The sequence below is a fragment of the Rhodocytophaga aerolata genome (assembly GCF_030503435.1).
Taxonomy (GTDB): Bacteria; Bacteroidota; Bacteroidia; order Cytophagales; family 172606-1; genus Rhodocytophaga; species Rhodocytophaga aerolata.
This window is the reverse complement of sequence record NZ_JAUKPO010000008.1, coordinates 69,874-91,104: the sequence shown is the minus strand read 5'-3', so window position 1 is coordinate 91,104 and position 21,231 is coordinate 69,874. Positions and strand designations below refer to the sequence as shown.

Genomic DNA, 21,231 nt, shown 5'->3' with positions numbered 1-21,231 from the left:
AAAATCTTCTCTGGCGCAGATTAGCTTTAGTGAGTACTGTCTACCAATGGTAACCCGCGTTACAAAAATATTCTGGTAATCTGAATATGAGGTGGAATAGAGCTGGGCACGACTGCATTGTTTTCTACAAGTACACTGCCGGAATCTACGCCTAATTCAAACTTAACGGCTACAGTTGTTTCTTTTCCGTTTTCTATCTCTTTTTTTTGTAGTTCCTCCACCGTAGCTATTACCTGCCGGTCTTTGGTTGCGGTGATACTGGCAATATGGTATTCCCGGCTAAGTTGCGAAAACGTGCTGCCTACCCCAATTCCTTTTTCTGTTTGATAAGCCGGGTTATGTATAATAATACCGGTAATAGTATCTGTAGCAGAAACAAATAAAATCATGAGAGGAACCGCCTCTGTAGAAAGCAAACTATACACATGCGCTGCGTTGTTAGCAGATTTTTTCTCCAATACTTTTTGCACCTGCGCAGAGTCGAACCATTGGTATACATCTGTCAGAGACATACCTACATTAATAATGCCTGCCTGGTCTATAGCTATTGCTACTGATTCCATAGGAAGGTCATCCGTATCGGAATTAGAGAACGTATCGGAACTAATAGAAGCTTCGGCTGTGGCACTGGAATCGGTAGCCAGGTCATCAGGGGAGCCTCCGCAGCCTGAAAGCAGGCATGCCAGAAAAAGAACAAGAATCAATAATTTCATAATGCAAAAGATGTATCAACTAATAAATATGCTAAAAATAAATCTGTGTTTCAAACACTTGACTATTTATCTTTAAACGATGGATCATTTTGCATGTAGTTACTTTGCATTATCTTGTCGGCATAGCTATTAATCATTGTTCTCCTATGAATACAGAAATCAACCGAATTCACCATTTATTGCAAGCCACCTTCAACGGCGAACCTTGGCATGGCCCTTCTGTAATGAGCAGTTTAACCGGTATCTCCGCCACACAAGCCAGCCAAAAGCCGGTTGCGAATGTTCACAGTATATGGGAGTTAGTACTGCATATGACTGCCTGGCGCACCTTTACCTGGGAGAAAGTACGCGGAAATGCCGCTTATGATATTACTAGTGCAGAACAAGACTGGCCTCCGGTAAGTACAACCGGTGAGCAGGCATGGCAGCAAGCATTACATGGCTTACAACAAAGTCAGGAGCATTTACTAGATATATTAAAACAAAACGGAGATGAGTTGCTGGATAAGATAGTTCCTGGACGGACATACACCTACTATGTGTTGCTACAGGGAATTATCCAACACGATTTGTACCACGCCGGACAGCTGGTTTTGCTAAAAAAGCAACTGGTATAAAGCATGGATACATCGGAAAGGGAGAGTGTACTACATGGAAGTAAACAAATATTAGTAGAGAGTAGTGGAGAAAGTACCATGCCAAGGCAACATGTACTAAAGTTTAGAAGCCAGGCTTATTTAGCTAAGCCTGCTTCTAAGAAATAATAGGCTGTGTTTGCGTGGAACATAACAAAAGTACTGCCGGCAGGTAAGCTTGCTTTTTTCTCTTTTGCTAAGAAATCACTCATGCTTACTAGTTCATTCAAAACTAAAGCACCTTTAGCGTCAAACACTTTCACTGTGATTTTGTCTGAGCTAGCAGCAAACATAGGCATGGTAGTAGCCAGTGCCGGATCTTCTTCGATGGTGTCTACCAGTACAACTTTTGCCGGTTTTTTCTTTGGCACCTTCACGACTCTGGCTTCTGTGCAGCTTTCTGCATCTATGCCTTTTTCAGTTAAATTGGTAGGGAAACCCATACTCATAGTAAGAATGCCGGTAGCGGCTAAAAGAGAGAATAATTTGATCGTTTTCATGATTGTTGTGTTTTTAAGTTTATGTGTTTGTTTGTCTGTTAGATTACTATTTGTGTATCCAGGTTGCAGCCGGCTTTCAGTATTTTTTGTTAGCTTTTTTCTTCTACTTTTCGTCCGCTGTCTTGCTTCCAGTAATCCAATTGCTGTGCCAACCACCTTGAACCTCGTTTTCTGCCTGATTTAGGCCTTTTTTGCCTGACACACTGTTTACTTTTGATACAACTTGTGTTCGTTTCCGTACACTTGGCGGACATTTACCTGTCCAATTCAAAACCTAGATGCTCTTTATTGAAAACCTTGCTGCAGGTAACCCTAGAATGTGTATATTTTACAAGGCGAAAAACTAATATATCCTGCAATAGTACTTTGGATAGTACAATTATTACTTTTATTATTCTATCCTTGGTGCAGATTCATTTTCTATTTCCTTAGAAATAATTGGAAGTCTTGCCTTATATTGGCAGCTATATTTGTCAAGCTATTTTTACACCTATATCCTTTTCAAGCCTGATCTATGAAACTACTTGTGGTAAGTATGTACGCGGCATTTTTGTCGTTCTGCATGATTACAATTGCCTACAGCCAGTCTGCCAAAGAAAATGTGCGGGTAATGTCGTACAATGTGCGCTACGACAATCCGGGTGATGGCGACAACCGGTGGAGCAACCGCAAAGAGCGGCTAACCCAGCTGATTGCCTATCATGCACCAGATGTGTTCGGAACCCAGGAAGTGTTGTTTAATCAACTACAAGATATAGAGAAAGCGCTTCCGCAATATGCCTGGTATGGCGCAGGACGTGACGATGGTAAACAAGCCGGTGAGTATTCTGCTGTTTTTTACAACAAAGACCGCTTTACTCTACTGGATAAAGGCACGTTCTGGCTGTCGACAGAGCCGGATAAGCCCAGCAAAGGCTGGGATGCGGCCATTGTGCGCGTATGTAGCTGGGTAAAACTAAAAGACAAATCTACAGGCCAGGATTTTTTTATGTATAACACGCATTTCGATCATGTGGGGGTAAAAGCCCGGGAGCAAAGCGCGGCCCTGATTGTGAAGAAAATAAAAGAACTATCAGGTAAGCTGCCGGTGATTTTGACGGGAGATTTTAATACACCCAACAGTGCAGCTCCTTACCAAACCATTATTAACAGCAACATGCTGAAGGACGCAAAAACACTATCTAAAACCGGGCATTACGGACCTGATGGCTCTTTCAGTACCTTTGAAGTAGCTAATAAATTAGGAGAACGGATTGATTATATCTTTGTAAATGATCAGTATGAAGTGCTCCGGCATGCCATTCTCACCGACTCTCAGAATGGCCGCTACCCTTCTGACCATCTGCCAGTCATAGCGGAGATCCGGCTAAAGAAGTAGGTAGAGTAAATTTAGGTGGCCTATTTCAGAGCCTTTAGTGTGCCCTGCATGAGACGCTGAAGTGTAGCGGCATTCACTGGCGCATAGCCATGCATATCATTATCAAAGTATACATATACCTGTTTGCCTTGTTCCAGCCAGAGCTGGCAGCGGCTTGCCCATTGCGCTAACACGTCATCACGATAACTGCCATCGTATTTGTTGGCTGGCCCATGCAGGCGGATATAGACAAAATTGGAAGTTACAAGTAAAGGGGAGAGGTGGTATTCCAACTCATAGATGCAAAAGGCACACGAATACTCTTGCAAAAGTGCATAAGCCTTGTCGTTATACCAACTGGGGTCACGGAACTCAAAGGCATACCTATAAGTGCGGGGCAATGCTTGTAGAAATGTACGAAAGCGGTCTTCATCAAAACGCCAGGCAGGAGGCAACTGAAACAAAATAGGGCCTAGTTTTTCTGCCAGTACCTGTACGCGTTCCATCAGTAAGGAAAAACTTTGCTGAGGGTCTTTGAGTTTTTTCATGTGGGTAATAAAGCGGCTGGCTTTTACCGTAAACAGAAAATCTTGCGGAGTAGACTCCCGCCAATCAGATAAGGTTTCAATTGAAGGTAACCGGTAGAAAGAATTATTAATTTCTACGGTTTTAAAATATTGTAGATAATGCGCCAGAAAGTTAGCCGGTTTGGTGCCGGCCGGATAGAAATTACCCACCCAGTGTTTATAATGCCACCCGGAAGTGCCAATATATAAGGGAAACTGTTTTGTTTGTGGATTCATTTACACATACATTATCTACCTTAAGCAGCTCAGCCATTTGTAATGATTGATTACTTACATTTGAAAAGTAGCAAGCTTTTGCAGGCCGCTTTTTAAGTCAATTCCTGCACCCAACACACCACCGAAAATATCACCGATTTGCTGCAGCCTTTCTGGTACAGTATGTATCGTAAATGCTGAGGGATGCAAGCCTTTTTTTACCTCATGCCAATATAATGGCGTTGAAACAGTAGCCCCAGGTTTAGGCCGTACACTATAGGCAGCAGCTAACGACTGTCCTTTGTTATTCTGTAAATAATCCAGGTATATTTGCTTCCGGCGGTCTTTGGGACTTCTTTCCACGCTGGTAAGATTGGGCAACTGTGCATGGGCAATCTCAGCAACCCGTCTGGCAAATGATTCTGCTTCATCAAAGCTATATAACTTGCCCAGAGGCGCAAAAATATGCATGCCTGTAGCTCCGGAGGTTTTGCAAAAACAAATGGCTCCTGCATGGTCCATAATGCGTTTTACAACTAACGCTACTTCTACCACTTCATCATAAGTGTTTTCTCCTGGGTCCAGGTCTATGGCCAGATAATCAGGTTTGTCCAGCGTTTGTATGCGGGCATTCCAGGGATGAATCTCAATACAACCCAGGTTATTTAGGTATACTAACGTTGCTTCATTCTGGCAAAGTACATGGCCTAGGTTCCGTTTAGTGGATTCAGAATAAATCTCTACCCGTTCAACCCATTCGGGCAGCTGGCTATTGATATCCCGTTGATAAAAACCATTATCCTGTATTCCGTTCGGATGGCGGTGCAGCGATTGTGGACGGTCTTGCAAATAGGGCAGCATCCACTTGGCTACTTTGCGGTAGTAATGTATCAGATCCGATTTTGTATACCCTTCTTCCGGCCAATATACTTTATTCAAATTGGTAAGGGTTAACGTATGGCCGTCTATTTCAATGTCAGTGCTTTTTTCAGCCGTAGTTGACTGACTCTTCCTTTCTGATCCACTGGTGGCCTTTTCAATGGGAGGTGTTTTTGGCGTATTCTGGTCTTTTTTCATGTGGCCTAGATAAAAAAATGAGAATTATACGTATGTTACGCAGATGGTTCCTGCTAGAGTAGAACGTCGGAGCCCGAAAATAAGTTAAGCCTTTGGTAACCTACATACCGTTTTGTACACTATGGCGAAAACATTTACAGAGAGTGCGGGAATGTTGTTGTTCCGCAGAAAAGATAATAAACTGGAAGTTTTTTTGGCACATCCTGGCGGTCCCTTCTGGGCACATAAAGACGCAGGTGCCTGGACTATTCCCAAAGGATTGATAAACAAGGGAGAATCTACCTTACTTGCCGCCTGCCGGGAATTTGAAGAAGAAACCGGCATACGGCCCTCAGGCAATTTTCTGCCCTTGGGAAGTATCCGCCAGAAAGCTGGCAAAACGGTACATGCCTGGGCCTGGGAAGGCGAAGCCGATCCTTCGCAAACAACGAGTAACCTGATGAAAATGGAATATCCGAAAGGCTCTGGTAACTGGTTAACTTTTCCGGAGGTAGACCGTTGTGCCTGGTTTGATAGTGAAGAAGCAAAAAACTACATTAACCCCGCACAGATAGAATTTATAGACCGCCTTAAATCATTGCTGTAAGTAACTGTAGCGGAAATGGGAAGCAAAAGACTTATTAGTATCTTTTTCAGTTTCTGCAGTATTTTCAGCTGAATTTATCAATTAGCTACTCACATTTTTCTATTAAGTAGCCGCCCGTCTATTCAACGCTGGCAGCTGTACAAACCATTAGATACGGAACTTTCCCTCAACTTTTAATTGCTATAAAAGCGAATCTTTTTCTATACACTAGCTCTACTGATTGTTAGTGGAGTTCAGGCTGAGGTAAGGCAAATTAGTAACATCAAAATTCAGGTAATCTTCTTTACAGCTTATACAGAGCTCTTGCTAAAACTATGTGCTGTGTCAATTACTTAGTGATCGACATGAGGAGTAACATATTGCTAATAAATTTTCTGAAAATGCTGAACATATTCCTGATATTGGGGTTCCTAAGAAGCAGGAAAAGCAATTTTTTATACACTACAGGCCGCGTCTACACGTATATGCATGTTATACCAAGTTTACTTAACTAAAATCTGTTATTTATGGAAAACAAAGATGCCGAAGGTACCAAATTCCTGGACACAGTGATGTACTACTACGACAAAGCTGCCCGCCATACTGGCTTATCCAAAGGTATAATTGAGCAGATCAGACATTGCAACAGTGTGTACAAAACCATATTTCCCGTAGAAATAGATGGGGAAATTCATGCCATAGAAGGCATACGTGTACAGCACAGCCACCATAAAATGCCTACCAAAGGAGGTATCCGTTATAGCATACAGGTATCTGAAGATGAGGTAAAAGCCCTGGCTACGCTTATGACTTTTAAATGTGCTGTGGTAAATGTACCCTTTGGAGGCGCCAAGGGCGGCATAAAAATAAGTCCCAGAAGCAGCTCCCCGAAAACACTGGAAAAAGTAACCCGCCGCTTTGCTACCGAACTGATCAAGAAAAATCTGATAGGCCCGGCTGTAGATGTACCTGCTCCAGACTATGGTACTGGCAGTCGTGAAATGGGATGGATTGTGGATACTTATATGACATTTAAGTACGGCGATACCGATGCACAGGGTTGTGTAACCGGAAAGCCAGTTGGGTTAGGAGGTATCCGCGGCCGCACGGAAGCTACCGGCTTGGGGGTATATTTTGGTATCCGGGAATTTTTATGCAATGAAGAAGATGTACAGAAACTTGGCCTTACCACTGGAATAGCCGGCAAACAGATTATTGTGCAGGGGCTGGGAAATGTAGGGTATTACTCGGCTAAATTCTGCCAGGAAAATGGCGCGAAAATTATTGGCATTGCTGAACGAGAGGGAGGTATTTATAATGAAAATGGATTGGATATAGAAGCGGTATTTTCCTACCGGACTGAAAAAGGTTCGTTGCTTGATTTTGCGGGAGCAAAAAATATTGAAAATTCTGCCAGTATGCTGGAAATGGAGTGTGATATTTTATTACCTGCGGCACTGGAAAATCAGATACATGAAGGCAATGCTGATCGGATTAAAGCCAAAATTATAGCCGAGGGAGCTAATGGGCCAACCACTAGAGAGGCAGAAGAAATACTGCTTTCTAAAGGTGTAATTATTATCCCTGACATCTATCTAAATGCCGGAGGGGTAACGGTATCGTACTTTGAGTGGCTGAAAAACTTATCGAATGTACGGTTTGGCCGAATGGGAAAACGTGCAGAAGAAGCCGGCTACAAACGTCTGGTAAATGCCATAGAAAGCAGTACCGGCAATAAGATTACGCCAGAGGAACGCATACAGCTTACCCGTGGTGCCGATGAACTGGACATTGTACGCTCGGGCCTGGAAGATACCATGATTGAGGCTTTCCGGGAAATGAGAGAAGCGTTGAGGCAAAAACCTGAGTTAAGTGATCTGCGTACGGCTGCATTTTATATTGCCATCAAAAAGATAGGGTTAAGCTACGAGATGATGGGTATTTTCCCTTGATTTTACTCTATACCTAACACCTTTACTACATGTATTCAGTAGCCGCTAGGATGAGCGTTTGATGTTCCCAAACCGGGTGGTTATGGAAATCCTGCAATAAGTACGGATGACCAGTACAGGAATGGCTGGTTGTATAATTTCAAGTTGCCATTTAACTCGGTAGCCCTTAGTATTTTATTGATTTTTTCCTGGTAAATACAGGATATTTTGTATTCAGACTATCTGGTTGCAAAATAAACTGTAAAAAAATAGCAAATTTGCAAGCGTTTTTTTATAAATAATTTGATGTTTTGATTCATTTCATTTACTTTGAAAGAAAAAATATATCTGCTCTACATACAATAAAAAAATACACAGATAAGCAGATAGTTAAACTACATGAATATGGCAACAAAAAAACAACCAACCACACCAGAAAGTACTGTTCCTGGAGATCCGCAACTACCGGTGCCAGCTGTTGCAAAAACACCAAAGAAAGCAGCTGCTCCCAAAAAAACACCTGCTGCTAAACCTGCAGAAACAACTGCTACAGCGGTAACTCCTGAGCCTGCTGTAAAAGCTGCCGCACCTGCCAAGAAAAAAGCAACGCCAGCTCCAAAAGCCACTGCTACAGATAGTTCTGCCTTCACCAAAGTATATGGCCAGATTTTAACTTCTAATGGTAAGTATTTTATTGAAAAAGGAAGTGTGCCTGAAGGTCAGCTACAACTGGAGGTTCCAAAAGATAATCAGCTTGCTAGCCGGATACCTTCCTACAGCGGACAGTTTGTAACGGTTTTAGGTGAGTTTTCTAAAAAGAAAAAAGCTGATGGATCAGCTAGTTTTGTTCTGCGCAACATCACCAGCCATGATGAAATTGGCAGACGGGCCTATGAACTCTCTCATGAGAATCCTTCTGCCGTTGAGGACAATTGGTTTAAAGCAGAAAATGAACTACTGCGGTCATAAGCAACTACAAGCTATTTTTTTCGGTAAGCTTGTTTGTATGCTTGTAAAAAACGAGCAATACCTCTGGGCACCTTCTAACTAATATATTAAGTGTACCCAGAGGTTTATTTTATTGATGAGTCTCTTCTACTTTTACTTTCTGCAAGGCTATTGCATTCATACAATAGCGTAAGCCACTAGGCTCCGGACCATCCGGAAAAACATGTCCGAGATGCGCCTGGCATACATTACAAACGGTTTCTACCCGTTGCATGCCGTAGGTATAGTCAGCCAGATAGGCTATAGCGTTTTCTTTAATGGGCTGCGTGAAAGAAGGCCATCCGGTACGTGACTCGAATTTTGTGGAGGCATCAAAAAGCAACGTATTGCAGCACACACAGGCATACAACCCAGGTTCAAATAAGCTGCACATATCGCTGCTGAAGGCACGTTCGGTTCCTTTTTTGCGGGTTACATGGTATTGCTCGGTTGTCAGCATAGACTTCCATTCTTCTTCGCTCCGTTCAACAATGCGGTCGGGTTTGGGATTTCCTTCTCGTACAAATTTAATTACGTCTTTCCAGGTTATCATAGTAGTTTCAATGTTTTGTTACCTGTAAAACGCTGTGATCTGAGAAAAGTTTGCTTAGCCGGAGAGCAGAAAAAAGAAACGGAAAATGCAGTATTCAGATGCTTTAAAGTAAGCCTCTGGCTTTTAATTCCAGGTATTTATTAATGGTGTTGACGGTAAGATTTTGTGGGGCAGTTAATACGGCATGAATCCCATACTTCTGCAGCTCCTTTACAATCTGCTTTTTTTCAAATGCAAATTTTTCGGCAATGGTTTTTAGATATATCTCTTCAGTGTCTGAAGCAGGCTTTTCCAGTAATTCTTTCAGCTCTGTATTCTCAAAGAAAATGACAACTAACACATGATGGTGTGCAATGCTTCGCAGGTAGGGCAGTTGTCTTTCCAGTGACGTAAGAGTCTCAAAGTTGGTATAGAGTAATATCAGGCTCCGTCCCTTAATCTGACGTTTAATCTGCACATACAGGCTGTCGAAGTTAGACTCTTGAAAGCCAGTTTTCTGGTTATATAAGGTCTCTAGTATAGCCTGCATATGGGAATGTACTTTGCTTGCCGCCAGCATGGTACCCACTGCACTACTAAAAGTAATAATACCTGCTTTGTCTTCTTTGAGAATGGCGATATTAGAAATAACCAGGCTGGCATTGATGGCATAGTCCAGTAAACTCAACCCTTCAAAAGGCATTTTCATGACCCGGCCTTTATCTATTACACTGTATACTGCCTGTGATTTTTCGTCCTGATAATGGTTTACCATTAAAGAGTTTTTCCGGGCCGTAGCTTTCCAGTTAACAGTGCGGATGTCATCGCCACTTACATATTCTTTTACTTGTTCAAATTCCCGGTTATGTCCAATCCGCCGGATTTTTTTTATACCTAGTTCTGTTAAACGGTTGGAAATGGCCATTAACTCATATTGCCGCATCTGAATATAGGAAGGGTATACCGGCACCATTTTATCCTGAGCAAAGCGGAATCTGCGGCTGGCTAAGCCGAATATGGAAGATACAAATACATTTAATGCGCCAAAATGATATTCTCCTCTTTTTACCGGACGTACCTGGTAAGTAAGGGTTTTGCCTGTCCCAGTAGCCAGGTGTGTCCGGATATCGTGATTGCGGAGCTGAAATTGCAGGGGAAGTTCATCAATTATTCTGGCATGAATGGTAAACGGATAATGGTTTTCCAGGTACAACTTTATTAAATTTTCGTCTCCGTTAGAAAGCTTTTCAGCCATTTCCCGGTTACCTTGCATTCCATTTTTATACCGGTACAATAACAGTATATCAATAGCTACAACTACTGCAAATACCAGCAATGATACCTGTGCTATTCCAAAAAAAATCCGGTAAGCAAAGCCCAGCATGCACAGGAAAATAATTATTCCCAGCGCAATAAAAAACCGGTTATTCAGATACAAAGATTTCATATGTAGTTGTGGTAGCCATCTATGCAGGCGCCCTACCTGGGCACTTCTACACTATCAGCAATTTGTTTAATAATACTGTCTATACTTACGCCTTCCATTTCCCGCTCCGGAGTGAGCATTACCCGGTGCCGCAGCACGGCAGGTACAATCTCCCGGATATCTTCCGGGGTCACAAAATCGCGCCCACGCATAGCAGCCAGCGCTTTTGCCCCATTCATAATGGCCAGAGAAGCACGCGGAGAGGCACCCAAATACAAAGAATTATGTGTTCTGGTATGTGTAACAATCTGCGCAATATATTTGAGCAACGATGTATCTATATGTAAAGCACTGATCTTTTCGCGGTATTCTGCAACCTGGTTGGCGCTGAGCAATGGGTTTATTTTCAGTAAAGCTGTGTGATTTTTCCGTTCATGTGCTAGCAGCAGAATCTGAGTTTCCTCATCAGTAGAGGGATAGTTCACTTCTATTTTGAACAAAAAACGGTCTAGCTGTGCTTCTGGTAATCGGTAGGTACCTTCCTGTTCGATGGGGTTTTGCGTTGCTAATACCAGGAAAGGAGCCGTCATTAGATAGGTTTTGCCATCCATCGTTATTTGCCTTTCTTCCATTACTTCAAACAAGGCAGCTTGCGTTTTTGCCGGAGCCCGGTTAATCTCATCTATGAGCACTAGGTTGGAGAAAATAGGGCCTTTTTTAAATTCGAATTCAGCAGTTTTCATGTTGAAAACTGAGGTACCCAGCACATCCGATGGCATCAGGTCAGGAGTAAACTGGATACGGGAAAAACCTACCGAAATAATTTTGGAGATTAGTTTGGCAGTAAGTGTTTTGGCAACTCCGGGAACTCCTTCTATCAACACATGGCCATCTGCCAGAATAGCTGCCAGTAGCAACTCTATCATTTTCTCTTGTCCTACAATCACTTTCCCTATTTCTTTTTTTATTTCTGCTACGGTTTCACTTAACTGTGTCAGGTCAACCCGGTTTTCAAATTCATTCATGATATACTTCTTCTAAAATTAATTTTTAAAGAGAATGGCACCTATCAGAAAAGAAGGTTTGCTAGATGCTTTTTTTGTGAAAATTTTCGATTTGTCGGTTGAGTGTTACCAATTCCTCTTCACTGATATTTTTGCTAGACCGAATGTTTTTTATCAATTCAAAGAGTGTTATAATTTGCTGTTTGTCATGCCCGGTCTTATCTGCTAATTTGTTGTATAATTCGTCATCAAATTCAGTAGTTTTTACATAATACTGCGACCGCAGATAATCCAGAAAGTAGGTAATTTTCTTTTCTGCAATATTACGATGGTCTTTGTACTGGAAATACAACCGGCCGACTGTTTCAGTAAATTCAAGGGTAGTATTGGCTAAAGGCTTTATAATTGGGATAATCCGTTGTTTGCGTTTGGCTTCAAAAATCATAAAAAGAACAAGTGCTATTAAGGTAAGGTACAGAGCCCACCGGAGCGGAGGCTGGCTGATAATGTAGCGTAAGGGTGTCTGCGAATCGCCTCTGTTTATCTTATAATATTCGTCCCAGAAAGTGTTTTGTACTGGCAGATACGAAAGTGTATTGGCTATATAGCTGGCATTCTGCCGGTAAAGCATGTTGTAATTCGTATACGCTAAAGGCAGTGTGTTGAGGTAGAAATATCCTTTTCCGAAAGGTATCCGGATAAAATTTGGTTTTCCTTCTTTGCTATTGCCAAGTATCTGGAATAAAGGTTTTTTTTCTTTAGTTTTTGGTGCTGTAAATGCATAGTAATAATCCACCCGTTTTAAGTAGTAGGCATCTGGCGATTTCATTTGCGGATGCTCTAAGTTCAACCCCAGAGAGTCAGCGATAAAGAAAATGTTTTCTGTTTCAAACACCAGGGTATCTTTCAGGTATTGCGGAAAACGGTGTGCAGCAATGAAGACCGAATTGCCGTTAGTTGCCAGATTGAGCAGAATATTACTGTCTTCTTCTCCCAGGGTACATTCATCGGATACAAAAATATAATTACCATCTGCCAGTTCTTCTGATACATCCAGTTCATACAGGTTTTTGTTGAGTGTCCGGAGGCTTTTTCCGGGAAATAGATCTGGTAACAGGTCATACAAGATGAAGCTGCCGAACGGATTCTTATCGTCCTGCGAATAAGTAGCCGTCCAGTTGATAGGTTTGGGAGTAAGCCACTCTACCACAATCACCAGAAGAATGGCAGCGGCCAGCAGAAGAATATATTTTTTGTTTTCCTTCATACGTGGGGAACTGCTTTACTAATAGAGGGATTTTTGCTATGTACCTGTTCGTCAAAGGCGTTGAACTGGGCACTTGCTTCTTCAAAATCTGCCTGGTTCATGTGGAAATCTCCGTAACAGATATATTCAAAAAGGATAGTAAGCCTGCGGAATCCGGAGGCTAATTCCGTGTTGCTTAATTCTTGTACATAATCATGATTGGTTTTGTTAATCCGCCAGTCAATGATATTTTTATCCGAAAGGGTTTTTAACGTTCGAAGGTAATACATTCGGATAGCCCGGTTGTAGTCCTTCTTTGCAATGGCTTCTTTTAATAGAGTGGCAAAATCCAGCTGATGGATGTTTTCCTCTGACTCTTGAAACGCCATTCTGCCGCGTTGTGACTGGTTATATATCAGCCCTCTGATATTGGTGTTGGTCAGTTTCAGAATTACATATAAAATTACTGCTCCGCAAATAATATAAATTGTCCACTTTACAAGATTACTGGTATTTTCATCTCCTAACGCTTGAATCAATTTGTCGAACAGCCATTGCTTAAACCGCTGCCATAGATTGGGTGCTTGCGGACGGTATTCCCGGTCGTAGCGGTACTCTTCATCGGAAAGATATTTCTCCAGGTTTTCTTTCTTAAAACTTCTTATTGTTACCGAGTCAACAGGCTTAACGTTTACTTCTATCACTGGCCTGGCGGTTGCCGTATAGGTACCAATAGAGGGCAGCAAGCAGGTAAGAAGAATTAAATATATGTATTTACCCAACGGAATAGCCTTTCCATTACCTCTTTCATTGGATAAGAGGCACAGGCAAGCAAAGATAAACCGGCTTATACTATGTGTACTGATTTTATTCAAAATTGCTAGGCTAATGCAGAACAAATAAAACAATAAGTTGCTAAGTGGAAAAATTGAGAGCAGGTAAATGGTGTAAGTTTCGTAGACGAAGTGTACACGCTTGGGTGGTAAAATATGCTCAATGTTCGTTGGTGCTTTCGTAAAAATCGGTGGATGGTGGGGCAGGGGTTGTAGTAGAGGGGTCGCCCATTTTTTGAATCCGTTGCAGCAAACCTACAGATTCTTTTTCTTCTACCAGGCTAAAATATTGAAAACCGGTAACTACCAGTGTTAAGCAAAAAGAAGCAGTAACAGTTAATACCAGAATTACTCCTCCTACTGCTACATAAATAAGGCTGGTTGTCAGGTCGGGTGTGGTATCGTTAGAAAGCATGCGTTCTGCAAAAACAAATGTATAAAAAGGAATAAACACTACCGATACCAAGGCCGACTGAATAATATAACACACAAACAACAGGGAAAAAGTTTGCCACCATTTGCCCTCCATTAAGGTAAAACACCGGGCAATAGCTTTGAAAAAGTTCACCCTCTCTACCAACCGCATCATAAGCAGAGGAGACAACAATACAGTCAGATAAATGATAGACCCCAGTAACAGAAAGAATCCCAGAACAGCCCCGGCTCCTTCATTGAATATGCTAAAAACAATGAATCCGGAAAATAAAATGCCTATGGTAGATAAAAATACCAGCCCCATGCAACTGATCAGGATATTGAAAAAATTATTCCGTACAGCCTTCCAAACATCATTGGTACTGATAGGGTCAGGTCCTTTTTGCATATACAGCAACATATACTGATAAACAGTGGCTACGGCCATCACTACTCCTACAATAAACGAAACAATGTTTACCAGTACGCTGGAAATATCAAACGAAGAAAATCCGGTATCTGTAGTAGCTCCTATCCAGGGGTAGAATAACAAACCGGGTAGTACACTGCCCACCAGAATAAAAGGCCCGGCAATAAAGAGCAGGCTTTTAAATATTGGTTTCAGGTGTTGACGTAAGAAAGTAAAGCTAACATTCAGTATTTCTCCAAAGTCTCTTTTCTTCCGGAATTCTATTTTATTGGTCGACAGAAGCATGTTTATTTAATTGTATAGGATAGATTACAAAATAGTAGACAATAAAAGCGGCTGATAAAAGGATAATAGATAGTTTGAAAAACCAGTGCCATTCGGTAAGTCTGGTAATAAAGCTTTCCAGGAAGCCTGCCATAATAAATATAGGTACCAGGCCAATAATAATTTTTAATCCTTTTTTTGCTCCTATCTTTAACGAATCCAACCTGGAATAGGTGCCCGGAAACAATATACTATTCCCCATTACTAACCCTGCACAACCCCCAATGACAATAGCCGAGATCTCCAGCGTGCCATGAATCCAGATGCTTAACACTGAAGTGAGCAGCAAGCCTTGCTGATGAAAAAAATACTGGAAAGCCCCCAGCATGATTCCGTTAAAAAGCAAAATATACACCGTTCCTAGCGATACAAAAATTCCGTAGGCAAAAGCTTTGAAGGATACAAAAATGTTATTAAGAGTAATCATAAAAAACATATCCAGCTGACCTTTGCTTTTGTACACTGCCATCGGGTCTCCTTTTTCAATATTTTCCAGGGTCATGTTTACATAGCCATCTCCCAGAATAAGGCGTACAAACGTGTTGTCGTGAGCTGCTGAAACGGCACCTATGATGACAGCAGCCATAAAAATAAGAAAGGAATACAGCAACTGTTTGTGTACACTGTAAAATAAGAGCGGCAGTTCGTACTTCCAGAACTTGACAAACCGGCCTTTTTCTTCTTTTTTATTCCGGTAGATAGACTGATGAACCTTTGCTGTGAGATTATTTAAATAAACCGTTGTTTGACTGTCCGGATAATTGGTCCGGGCATATGAAAGGTCATCGGTGAGTTGTATAAACAAATCTGCCAGGGTATCGGGGTTGGAAGCACTGCGGCCGGCCGCCAGCGATTCAAATTGTTGCCATCTGGGGGTATTCTTTTTGATAAAAAGGGCTTCCCGCATATTGTTTTTAGTTAATTTTATAAAATACTAGGTATTTCTTACAGAGCCGCGAAACGTTGGAAATTATGAGTTTCTGAAGATTCTGGAAAAGAAATTACCTTTAGTAAATTGTTTAAATGTAGATAAATTTTACGAAAAATAGTGACTATGCAAACCGTACGCATACAAACAGCGCAAAATGTTTTTATTGAATACCAGCCTGCCAGTATTGGTGACCGTATCCTGGCTGCCCTCATAGATTATGTAACCCTCTATAGTTATGTGATCCTGGTTTCGATACTATTGGGGTCTATGGAAGTGAATGAAATATGGATATATATTGGTGTATTGGGTGTGCCTTTTCTGTTTTACGACCTGGTGCTGGAGGTTCTGCTGGACGGACAAACCATTGGCAAAAAAGCCAGAAATATTAAAGTAGTAAAGCTTGATGGCACCCAACCGACTATTGGCAGCTATTTGCTGCGGTGGCTCATCCGGCCGATTGATGTATTTTTCTCTGGTGCCGTAGCAATCTTAACTATCTCTATTAATGGAAAAGGGCAGCGGTTAGGAGATTTAGCGGCTGGTACCTCTGTCATTAGCCTCAACCGGCAAGTCGGCCTGGCCGAAACGGTGATGCCCCAGGTACAGGAAAACTACCAGCCACTGTACCCACAGGTAACTTCCCTCACCGACCGGGATGTAGCTTTAATTAAAGAAGCCTTGCATGTACACAAAAACAGCGAAAGTCCGGATTATCGCCTACTGGAAACATTGGCCAACCGGATAAAGTCTATTTTACAGATAGAATCTACCATGCCGCCGATGGCTTTTTTACATACTGTTCTGAAAGATTATTCATTTTTAACTAGTAATTAAAACACCAATTTTCTGAATCTCCCTTCTATAGTATGAAAGAATACACCAGATCTCAGCTTGCCTTACGGAATGGTTCAGATAGAGAGGAAATTTGGTGTGCGTATAAAGGTATAATCTACGATGTGAAAAAATCGCGGCTCTGGCGAAATGGCAAACATTATGAGCACTGGGCTGGCCAGGATCTGACAGATGAACTCAACGATGCACCGCACAACGAAAATGTATTTGATAAGTTCGAAGTTGTAGGCAGGTTGGTGAATTAGAAAATTAGGGAATGTATAAATTTGAAAATAACAGAAGTAATCTGGATAGGAAAAGTTCCAGGCTTAGCGGCATAGCTGAACTTTTTTACCTGCATTCTACCCTATTGTGGCATATTTAGCACATTTCCATATTCTTAAATTTGCACATTGGGATACTATCCGTAATTTGCATTTTTTACTATAACTCCTATCCTACACGAATGATATTAATCGCAGACAGCGGTTCTTCTAAAACAGACTGGCGGCTGCTGGGCCCGGATGGTTCCGTAGCACAAGCCAAAACTGTCGGTTTTAATCCGTATTTTCAGGATTCCGACATGATTTATGAAGAGCTGGAAAAAACACTTCTTCCGCAGCTAAGTTCTACCTCCGTTACAGCTATTTCTGAAATATACTATTATGGGGCTGGCTGCTCGTCGGATACTAACCGGACTATAGTTCGTACTGCTATAAACAAAGCATTTCCCAATGCCCAGGTAGATGCAAACCATGATTTGCTTGCGGCTGCCAGAGCCCTTTGCGGGCATGAGCCAGGCATTGGCTGTATATTGGGTACGGGTGTAAATTCCTGCCTGTACGATGGCAAAGATATTGTAACTGGCCGGCCTTCGTTAGGCTTCTGGCTGGGAGATGAAGGCAGTGGAGGATACATGGGAAAAACACTCATTCAGCACTATTTTCATGAGGATATGCCGGCTGACCTGCGGCAAAAGTTTGAGAAGCGGTATAAGCCTGTACTAAGTACTGTACTGGAAAATGCCTACAAAAAGCCTTTTCCCAATAGTTATTTTGCCTCGTATTCCAAGTTTCTGTTTGATAATATCAGCCATCCCTATGCTTACCAGTTAGTGTATGATGGATTTATTACTTTTCTCAATCGGTATGTACTCAAATATGAGAATGCCCGGTCGTATAAAGTACATTTTACTGGCTCTGTAGCATTTTATTACAATACTGTACTTCGGAAGGCAGCCCAGGATACAGGATTAACCATTGGCCATATTATGGAAAGCCCTATTGCCGGACTTACCCTTTACCATCAGCAGAAAAATGGATGGCAAAACTGATGGGCCAATGAAAAAATGTGGCGGTTTGAAAATGTACAGGAAAAACTTTTGTAATTCTATTCTTTCTGTGCTCTATTACACACAAATTGATTTCTCTTTTTCTCAATTTATTTACAAATATCACTTTGCTAATTTCCAGATTTCCAAATTCATAAACTTTAATCTTTTCAACTTGTAGCTATGCTTACTACCGAATCTGCTTCTCATTTCAATAACCTGGAAAAAATGTCGGTACATGAACTGCTGACAAACATCAATAATGAAGACAAAACGGTTCCTTTTGCGGTGGAAAAAGCCATTCCTCAGATAGAGAAACTGATTGTGCAGATTGTAGACCGGATGAAAAAAGGAGGGAGGCTATTTTACATTGGTGCCGGCACCAGCGGACGCTTAGGAGTGGTAGATGCCTCAGAGTGTCCGCCCACCTATGGAGTTCCTTTTGATATGGTTATCGGGATTATTGCCGGTGGAGATGGCGCCATCCGTAAATCTGTAGAGCATGCAGAGGACGATCCTAATCAGGCATGGAAAGATATGGGAGCCTTTAACATCAGTGAGAAGGATGCGGTTATTGGTATTGCAGCTTCTGGCCGCACGCCGTATGTTATTGGTGGAGTTAAAACCAGCCGGGAAAAAGGAATTCTTACCGGTTGCATTACCTGTAACACTGGAAGCAAACTGGCAGAAGCAGCAGAATACCCTATAGAAGTAGTAGTTGGACCAGAGTTTGTAACAGGCAGCACCCGTATGAAGTCTGGCACGGCGCAGAAACTAGTACTCAACATGATTTCTACTTCTGTTATGATTCAGCTGGGGAAAGTACGCGGAAATAAGATGGTAGATATGCAACTGAGCAATGAGAAGCTAGTAGGCCGCGGTGTAAAAATGGTAATGGATGAACTACAGATTGACGAACAGAAAGCCGCTCAACTATTGCAGCAGCACGGCAGTGTACGCAAAGCGGTAGACAGTGTCAGAGGAACTAAATAGTTAACAATAGGAAAATAAATTCCCTGGCAAATTTTAGGTAGAAAATGAACGCCAGCTAAGGGATGCACGTTAAGTAGGGTATACATTTGCACTTACATGCACGAAATAGAACCTTTTTACAACTGGGAGAACTATTACGTAGCTTCAGACGATGACCGGTCTCCCTTCTATGGCAGAGAATACAATATGCAGGAATATACCCATGACATCTATGGGTATTACATTCACCCGTTATGGGACGAAATTGGCTCTGAAACCTTATACGTTAAAATTCTTTTTACCGACTACAACCGCCGCTTTGCCATAATAGAGATGTTCGGAGAGTGGAATGACACGCTGCATAATGATATTATGCACTTCAAACGGAATGTCATAGATTATCTGCTGGGCGAAGGAATCAATCAATTTATTTTGATTGGCGAAAATATCCTCAATTTCCACGGCTCAGATGATTGCTATTATGAAGAATGGTTTGAAGAGGTAGAAGACGGGTGGATTGTAGCCATCAATTTCCGTGATTTTGTAGAAGCGGAATGGCGTAAATTCCGGCTCGACTACTACATTAATTTTGGTGGAACTCTGGAAATAGACAACTGGCGTACCCTTACTCCCGGCCGCTTTTACGACACCGTAAAAGATTTAGTAGTCAGAAGGCTGGAATAATGATTCTGTACGAATGATTAATGAATGATTACAGGCTATCCTTCATTAATCATTCTCTCTACTGGTGCCTGGGCTGAGATCGTATATTGCTTGCCGGTGCTTCTTTCCGTGCAAAGTACTCTGGTACGCCTGGTAAGTCCCTTCTGAAATATTCTTCCATGCAGCACAAAGTTTTCGCCAGTAGATAATTCCATCAATAAAGGTTTTGCCGAAGTGCTATAAGTCTGCAACGCTTTAAAAAGGCGCATATCCGAACAAGAGGAAGCTTTCGGATTTTGCATGTATAGCTGCAAAGGCAAGAGCACATCAGACGGAAAAATTTGTTCATTCAGCAAGGGCAGCATCAGCTGATGAAAATTCCGTTTCCATTCTTTTCCATGAGGAAGTACCTTTCTTTTATATTTAGTAAAGGTATGCAGATGAGCAACTTCATGAATATAGGTAATCAGAAAAGAATAAGGGTTGAGTGTATGATTAATACTAATCTGATGCGGGGTAGAGCTGCCCGGAATGAAGCGGTAGTCGCCTAATTTACTTCTTCTGTCCTTTTTGATTATAAGAACAAAACTATCCTTTTGCCATAACGCATAGCAATAATTTACAGCTGCTTGCGGGCAGTATTGGTGTAATAACTTTAAAACTGGCACTGGTAATTCAATAATAATCTTAACAACTCCTTAGGCTTTAATATGATGTTTCAGGCGGTCTATGGCTACAGCCCCTATGATAATTACACCAATAATTACTTCCTGTACAAAATTAGGTACCCCAAGCATATTACATCCGTTACGTAACACGGCCATAATTAAGGCACCAATGATAGAGCCCATGGCACTTCCTTCACCACCGCTTAACGAGCCCCCGCCAATCACTACGGCTGCAATAATATCTAGTTCCATACCGGCTGCAGCTGTAGGGTCGCCTACGGTAAGGTTGCTGTATTGCATGACCGAAGCCACACCGGTGAACAGGGCACTGAATGTATAAATTGCCATCCGGGTCAGCGAAACATTAATTCCGCACAGCCTAGCGGTTTTTTCATTCGAACCAATAGCAAAAATATAGCGGCCAAAAACTGTATATTTGAGAACTACCGCCGTAAGAGCAACCAGCAGAATGGTAATCCATACACCGGGGGCAAATATCAACCATTCTGGCTCGGGGTCCAGTAGCATCAGTTTTTGCAAATTATTAACTGGGGTGCTTACGGTTTGTTCCTTGCCTATCCATTTGGCTACTCCACGGGCTATCTGCATTACACCCAATGTTACAATAAAAGGCACAATATTCAGCCTGGAAGTAGTGAGGCCAATAAGCCATCCGCAAACGGCACATGCTGCAATGGCACCTAAAGCAGCCAGTATAGTAATGCCAGTACTTGCTTCAACACCCGGACCACCCATATTTAGTATAGTAGCAATAACAACCGTACCCAGGGCTATTTGGGAGCCTACACTTAAATCTATTCCTCCGGATATAATAATCATGGTCATACCCATAGCAGCTATTCCGACAATAACGGTTTGGGTAATGATAGTTTTAAAATTATAAAAGCTATAAAAGGCCGGAGGACATAAAATGACAAATAATATAAATACAGAAAGCAACCCAAAAAACGGCGCAAACTGGAGTAGAACCTTTTTTACACTAGAAGATTCACCTTTAGATTTGTTTGGCAAGGGCGGCATTACGGTAGCAGGCGGTATTTCTACTTTTGGAGTCATTAT

Annotated in this window: 23 protein-coding genes; 10 read left to right on the top strand and 13 right to left on the bottom strand. The window is 41.9% G+C overall.

Annotated elements, in window-relative coordinates; translation table 11 throughout:
• Positions 1 to 59: 59 nt before the first annotated feature.
• The gene (locus Q0590_RS15630) at positions 60 to 713 is read right to left on the bottom strand and encodes a hypothetical protein (protein ID WP_302038504.1); all 654 of its coding nucleotides are present in this window, start codon (positions 711 to 713) and stop codon (positions 60 to 62) included.
• A gap of 146 nt (positions 714 to 859) precedes the next feature.
• On the opposite strand from Q0590_RS15630, the gene Q0590_RS15625 reads away from it, so the two are divergent.
• A complete protein-coding gene (locus tag Q0590_RS15625; RefSeq protein WP_302038503.1) occupies positions 860 to 1,330 on the top strand; it encodes a DinB family protein in 471 nt (156 codons plus the stop codon).
• Positions 1,331 to 1,446: 116 nt separating this feature from the next.
• Here the strand turns inward: Q0590_RS15625 and Q0590_RS15620 are convergent, their stop codons facing one another.
• On the bottom strand, positions 1,447 to 1,848 hold the full coding sequence (locus tag Q0590_RS15620) for a hypothetical protein (protein WP_302038502.1): 402 nt from the start codon (positions 1,846 to 1,848) through the stop codon (positions 1,447 to 1,449).
• 514 nt (positions 1,849 to 2,362) lie between these two features.
• Between Q0590_RS15620 and Q0590_RS15615 the strand changes: the two genes are divergently transcribed.
• A complete protein-coding gene (locus tag Q0590_RS15615) occupies positions 2,363 to 3,226 on the top strand; it encodes an endonuclease/exonuclease/phosphatase family protein (RefSeq protein ID WP_302038501.1) in 864 nt (287 codons plus the stop codon).
• 20 nt (positions 3,227 to 3,246) lie between these two features.
• On the opposite strand, the gene Q0590_RS15610 is transcribed toward Q0590_RS15615, so the two are convergent.
• Together Q0590_RS15610 and ligD are read right to left on the bottom strand one after the other, a co-directional pair.
• Positions 3,247 to 4,008, bottom strand: a complete 762-nt coding sequence (locus Q0590_RS15610; RefSeq protein ID WP_302038500.1) for a DUF72 domain-containing protein — start codon at positions 4,006 to 4,008, stop codon at positions 3,247 to 3,249.
• A 54-nt stretch (positions 4,009 to 4,062) separates the two neighbouring features.
• Positions 4,063 to 5,064, bottom strand: a complete 1,002-nt coding sequence (gene ligD / locus Q0590_RS15605; RefSeq protein WP_302038499.1) for a non-homologous end-joining DNA ligase — start codon at positions 5,062 to 5,064, stop codon at positions 4,063 to 4,065.
• Positions 5,065 to 5,185: 121 nt separating this feature from the next.
• On the opposite strand from ligD, the gene Q0590_RS15600 reads away from it, so the two are divergent.
• The 3 genes from Q0590_RS15600 (at position 5,186) to Q0590_RS15590 (ending at position 8,529) form a co-directional block, all read left to right on the top strand.
• Positions 5,186 to 5,650: an NUDIX hydrolase gene (locus Q0590_RS15600; protein WP_302038498.1), complete on the top strand. Its 465-nt coding sequence runs from the start codon at positions 5,186 to 5,188 to the stop codon at positions 5,648 to 5,650.
• A 506-nt stretch (positions 5,651 to 6,156) separates the two neighbouring features.
• The gene (locus Q0590_RS15595; RefSeq protein ID WP_302038497.1) at positions 6,157 to 7,581 is read left to right on the top strand and encodes a Glu/Leu/Phe/Val family dehydrogenase; all 1,425 of its coding nucleotides are present in this window, start codon (positions 6,157 to 6,159) and stop codon (positions 7,579 to 7,581) included.
• 384 nt (positions 7,582 to 7,965) lie between these two features.
• Positions 7,966 to 8,529 (top strand): hypothetical protein, encoded by a 564-nt coding sequence (locus tag Q0590_RS15590; protein ID WP_302038496.1) that lies wholly within the window; start codon positions 7,966 to 7,968, stop codon positions 8,527 to 8,529.
• Between the two features lie 109 nt (positions 8,530 to 8,638).
• On the opposite strand, the gene msrB is transcribed toward Q0590_RS15590, so the two are convergent.
• The 7 genes from msrB to Q0590_RS15555 form a co-directional block, all read right to left on the bottom strand.
• On the bottom strand, positions 8,639 to 9,100 hold the full coding sequence (msrB, locus tag Q0590_RS15585; protein WP_302038495.1) for a peptide-methionine (R)-S-oxide reductase MsrB: 462 nt from the start codon (positions 9,098 to 9,100) through the stop codon (positions 8,639 to 8,641).
• Positions 9,101 to 9,203: 103 nt separating this feature from the next.
• The gene (locus Q0590_RS15580; protein ID WP_302038494.1) at positions 9,204 to 10,526 is read right to left on the bottom strand and encodes a DUF58 domain-containing protein; all 1,323 of its coding nucleotides are present in this window, start codon (positions 10,524 to 10,526) and stop codon (positions 9,204 to 9,206) included.
• Positions 10,527 to 10,558: 32 nt separating this feature from the next.
• Positions 10,559 to 11,530, bottom strand: coding sequence for an AAA family ATPase (locus tag Q0590_RS15575; protein ID WP_302038493.1), 972 nt, complete (start codon positions 11,528 to 11,530; stop codon positions 10,559 to 10,561).
• 61 nt (positions 11,531 to 11,591) lie between these two features.
• Positions 11,592 to 12,776, bottom strand: coding sequence for a DUF4350 domain-containing protein (locus Q0590_RS15570; RefSeq protein ID WP_302038492.1), 1,185 nt, complete (start codon positions 12,774 to 12,776; stop codon positions 11,592 to 11,594).
• A complete protein-coding gene (locus Q0590_RS15565) occupies positions 12,773 to 13,630 on the bottom strand; it encodes a DUF4129 domain-containing protein (protein WP_302038491.1) in 858 nt (285 codons plus the stop codon). Before Q0590_RS15565 ends, Q0590_RS15570 begins: the two co-directional genes overlap by 4 nt.
• Before the next feature lie 118 nt (positions 13,631 to 13,748).
• Positions 13,749 to 14,717, bottom strand: coding sequence for a YesL family protein (locus Q0590_RS15560; protein WP_302038490.1), 969 nt, complete (start codon positions 14,715 to 14,717; stop codon positions 13,749 to 13,751).
• On the bottom strand, positions 14,698 to 15,663 hold the full coding sequence (locus Q0590_RS15555; protein WP_302038489.1) for a stage II sporulation protein M: 966 nt from the start codon (positions 15,661 to 15,663) through the stop codon (positions 14,698 to 14,700). Before Q0590_RS15555 ends, Q0590_RS15560 begins: the two co-directional genes overlap by 20 nt.
• A gap of 147 nt (positions 15,664 to 15,810) precedes the next feature.
• Here Q0590_RS15555 and Q0590_RS15550 point away from each other — a divergent pair, with 147 nt between their 5' ends.
• From Q0590_RS15550 to Q0590_RS15530, 5 genes are all read left to right on the top strand, one after another.
• Positions 15,811 to 16,521 (top strand): RDD family protein, encoded by a 711-nt coding sequence (locus tag Q0590_RS15550; RefSeq protein ID WP_302038488.1) that lies wholly within the window; start codon positions 15,811 to 15,813, stop codon positions 16,519 to 16,521.
• Positions 16,522 to 16,553: 32 nt separating this feature from the next.
• Entirely contained in the window at positions 16,554 to 16,784 is a 231-nt protein-coding gene (locus Q0590_RS15545; RefSeq protein WP_302038487.1) for a cytochrome b5 domain-containing protein, read from the top strand.
• 200 nt (positions 16,785 to 16,984) lie between these two features.
• Positions 16,985 to 17,851 carry an N-acetylglucosamine kinase gene (locus tag Q0590_RS15540; protein ID WP_302038486.1) on the top strand — a complete coding sequence of 289 codons (867 nt, stop codon included), beginning with the start codon at positions 16,985 to 16,987 and terminating at the stop codon, positions 17,849 to 17,851.
• Positions 17,852 to 18,031: 180 nt separating this feature from the next.
• On the top strand, positions 18,032 to 18,841 hold the full coding sequence (gene murQ, locus Q0590_RS15535; protein WP_302038485.1) for an N-acetylmuramic acid 6-phosphate etherase: 810 nt from the start codon (positions 18,032 to 18,034) through the stop codon (positions 18,839 to 18,841).
• A 96-nt stretch (positions 18,842 to 18,937) separates the two neighbouring features.
• A complete protein-coding gene (locus Q0590_RS15530; protein ID WP_302038484.1) occupies positions 18,938 to 19,504 on the top strand; it encodes a hypothetical protein in 567 nt (188 codons plus the stop codon).
• A gap of 35 nt (positions 19,505 to 19,539) precedes the next feature.
• On the opposite strand, the gene Q0590_RS15525 is transcribed toward Q0590_RS15530, so the two are convergent.
• The gene (locus tag Q0590_RS15525) at positions 19,540 to 20,151 is read right to left on the bottom strand and encodes a SprT-like domain-containing protein (protein WP_302038483.1); all 612 of its coding nucleotides are present in this window, start codon (positions 20,149 to 20,151) and stop codon (positions 19,540 to 19,542) included.
• A gap of 30 nt (positions 20,152 to 20,181) precedes the next feature.
• Complete coding sequence (locus Q0590_RS15520; protein WP_302038482.1) at positions 20,182 to 21,228, bottom strand: ABC transporter permease; 1,047 nt, start codon at positions 21,226 to 21,228, stop codon at positions 20,182 to 20,184.
• Positions 21,229 to 21,231 lie beyond the last annotated feature (3 nt).

Excerpts from the sequence above, each read along its gene's own strand:
- Q0590_RS15600 (WP_302038498.1), top strand. The coding sequence starts at position 5,186 with ATGGCGAAAACATTTACAGAGAGTGCGGGAATGTTGTTGTTCCGCAGA.
- msrB (WP_302038495.1), bottom strand. The coding sequence starts at position 9,100 with ATGATAACCTGGAAAGACGTAATTAAATTTGTACGAGAAGGAAATCCC.
- Q0590_RS15595 (WP_302038497.1), top strand. The coding sequence starts at position 6,157 with ATGGAAAACAAAGATGCCGAAGGTACCAAATTCCTGGACACAGTGATG.
- Q0590_RS15580 (WP_302038494.1), bottom strand. The coding sequence starts at position 10,526 with ATGAAATCTTTGTATCTGAATAACCGGTTTTTTATTGCGCTGGGAATA.
- Q0590_RS15545 (WP_302038487.1), top strand. The coding sequence starts at position 16,554 with ATGAAAGAATACACCAGATCTCAGCTTGCCTTACGGAATGGTTCAGAT.
- Q0590_RS15625 (WP_302038503.1), top strand. The coding sequence starts at position 860 with ATGAATACAGAAATCAACCGAATTCACCATTTATTGCAAGCCACCTTC.
- Q0590_RS15555 (WP_302038489.1), bottom strand. The coding sequence starts at position 15,663 with ATGCGGGAAGCCCTTTTTATCAAAAAGAATACCCCCAGATGGCAACAA.
- Q0590_RS15615 (WP_302038501.1), top strand. The coding sequence starts at position 2,363 with ATGAAACTACTTGTGGTAAGTATGTACGCGGCATTTTTGTCGTTCTGC.
- Q0590_RS15610 (WP_302038500.1), bottom strand. The coding sequence starts at position 4,008 with ATGAATCCACAAACAAAACAGTTTCCCTTATATATTGGCACTTCCGGG.
- ligD (WP_302038499.1), bottom strand. The coding sequence starts at position 5,064 with ATGAAAAAAGACCAGAATACGCCAAAAACACCTCCCATTGAAAAGGCC.
- Q0590_RS15620 (WP_302038502.1), bottom strand. The coding sequence starts at position 1,848 with ATGAAAACGATCAAATTATTCTCTCTTTTAGCCGCTACCGGCATTCTT.
- Q0590_RS15575 (WP_302038493.1), bottom strand. The coding sequence starts at position 11,530 with ATGAATGAATTTGAAAACCGGGTTGACCTGACACAGTTAAGTGAAACC.
- Q0590_RS15570 (WP_302038492.1), bottom strand. The coding sequence starts at position 12,776 with ATGAAGGAAAACAAAAAATATATTCTTCTGCTGGCCGCTGCCATTCTT.
- Q0590_RS15540 (WP_302038486.1), top strand. The coding sequence starts at position 16,985 with ATGATATTAATCGCAGACAGCGGTTCTTCTAAAACAGACTGGCGGCTG.
- murQ (WP_302038485.1), top strand. The coding sequence starts at position 18,032 with ATGCTTACTACCGAATCTGCTTCTCATTTCAATAACCTGGAAAAAATG.
- Q0590_RS15550 (WP_302038488.1), top strand. The coding sequence starts at position 15,811 with ATGCAAACCGTACGCATACAAACAGCGCAAAATGTTTTTATTGAATAC.
- Q0590_RS15630 (WP_302038504.1), bottom strand. The coding sequence starts at position 713 with ATGAAATTATTGATTCTTGTTCTTTTTCTGGCATGCCTGCTTTCAGGC.
- Q0590_RS15530 (WP_302038484.1), top strand. The coding sequence starts at position 18,938 with ATGCACGAAATAGAACCTTTTTACAACTGGGAGAACTATTACGTAGCT.
- Q0590_RS15520 (WP_302038482.1), bottom strand. The coding sequence starts at position 21,228 with ATGACTCCAAAAGTAGAAATACCGCCTGCTACCGTAATGCCGCCCTTG.
- Q0590_RS15560 (WP_302038490.1), bottom strand. The coding sequence starts at position 14,717 with ATGCTTCTGTCGACCAATAAAATAGAATTCCGGAAGAAAAGAGACTTT.
- Q0590_RS15590 (WP_302038496.1), top strand. The coding sequence starts at position 7,966 with ATGGCAACAAAAAAACAACCAACCACACCAGAAAGTACTGTTCCTGGA.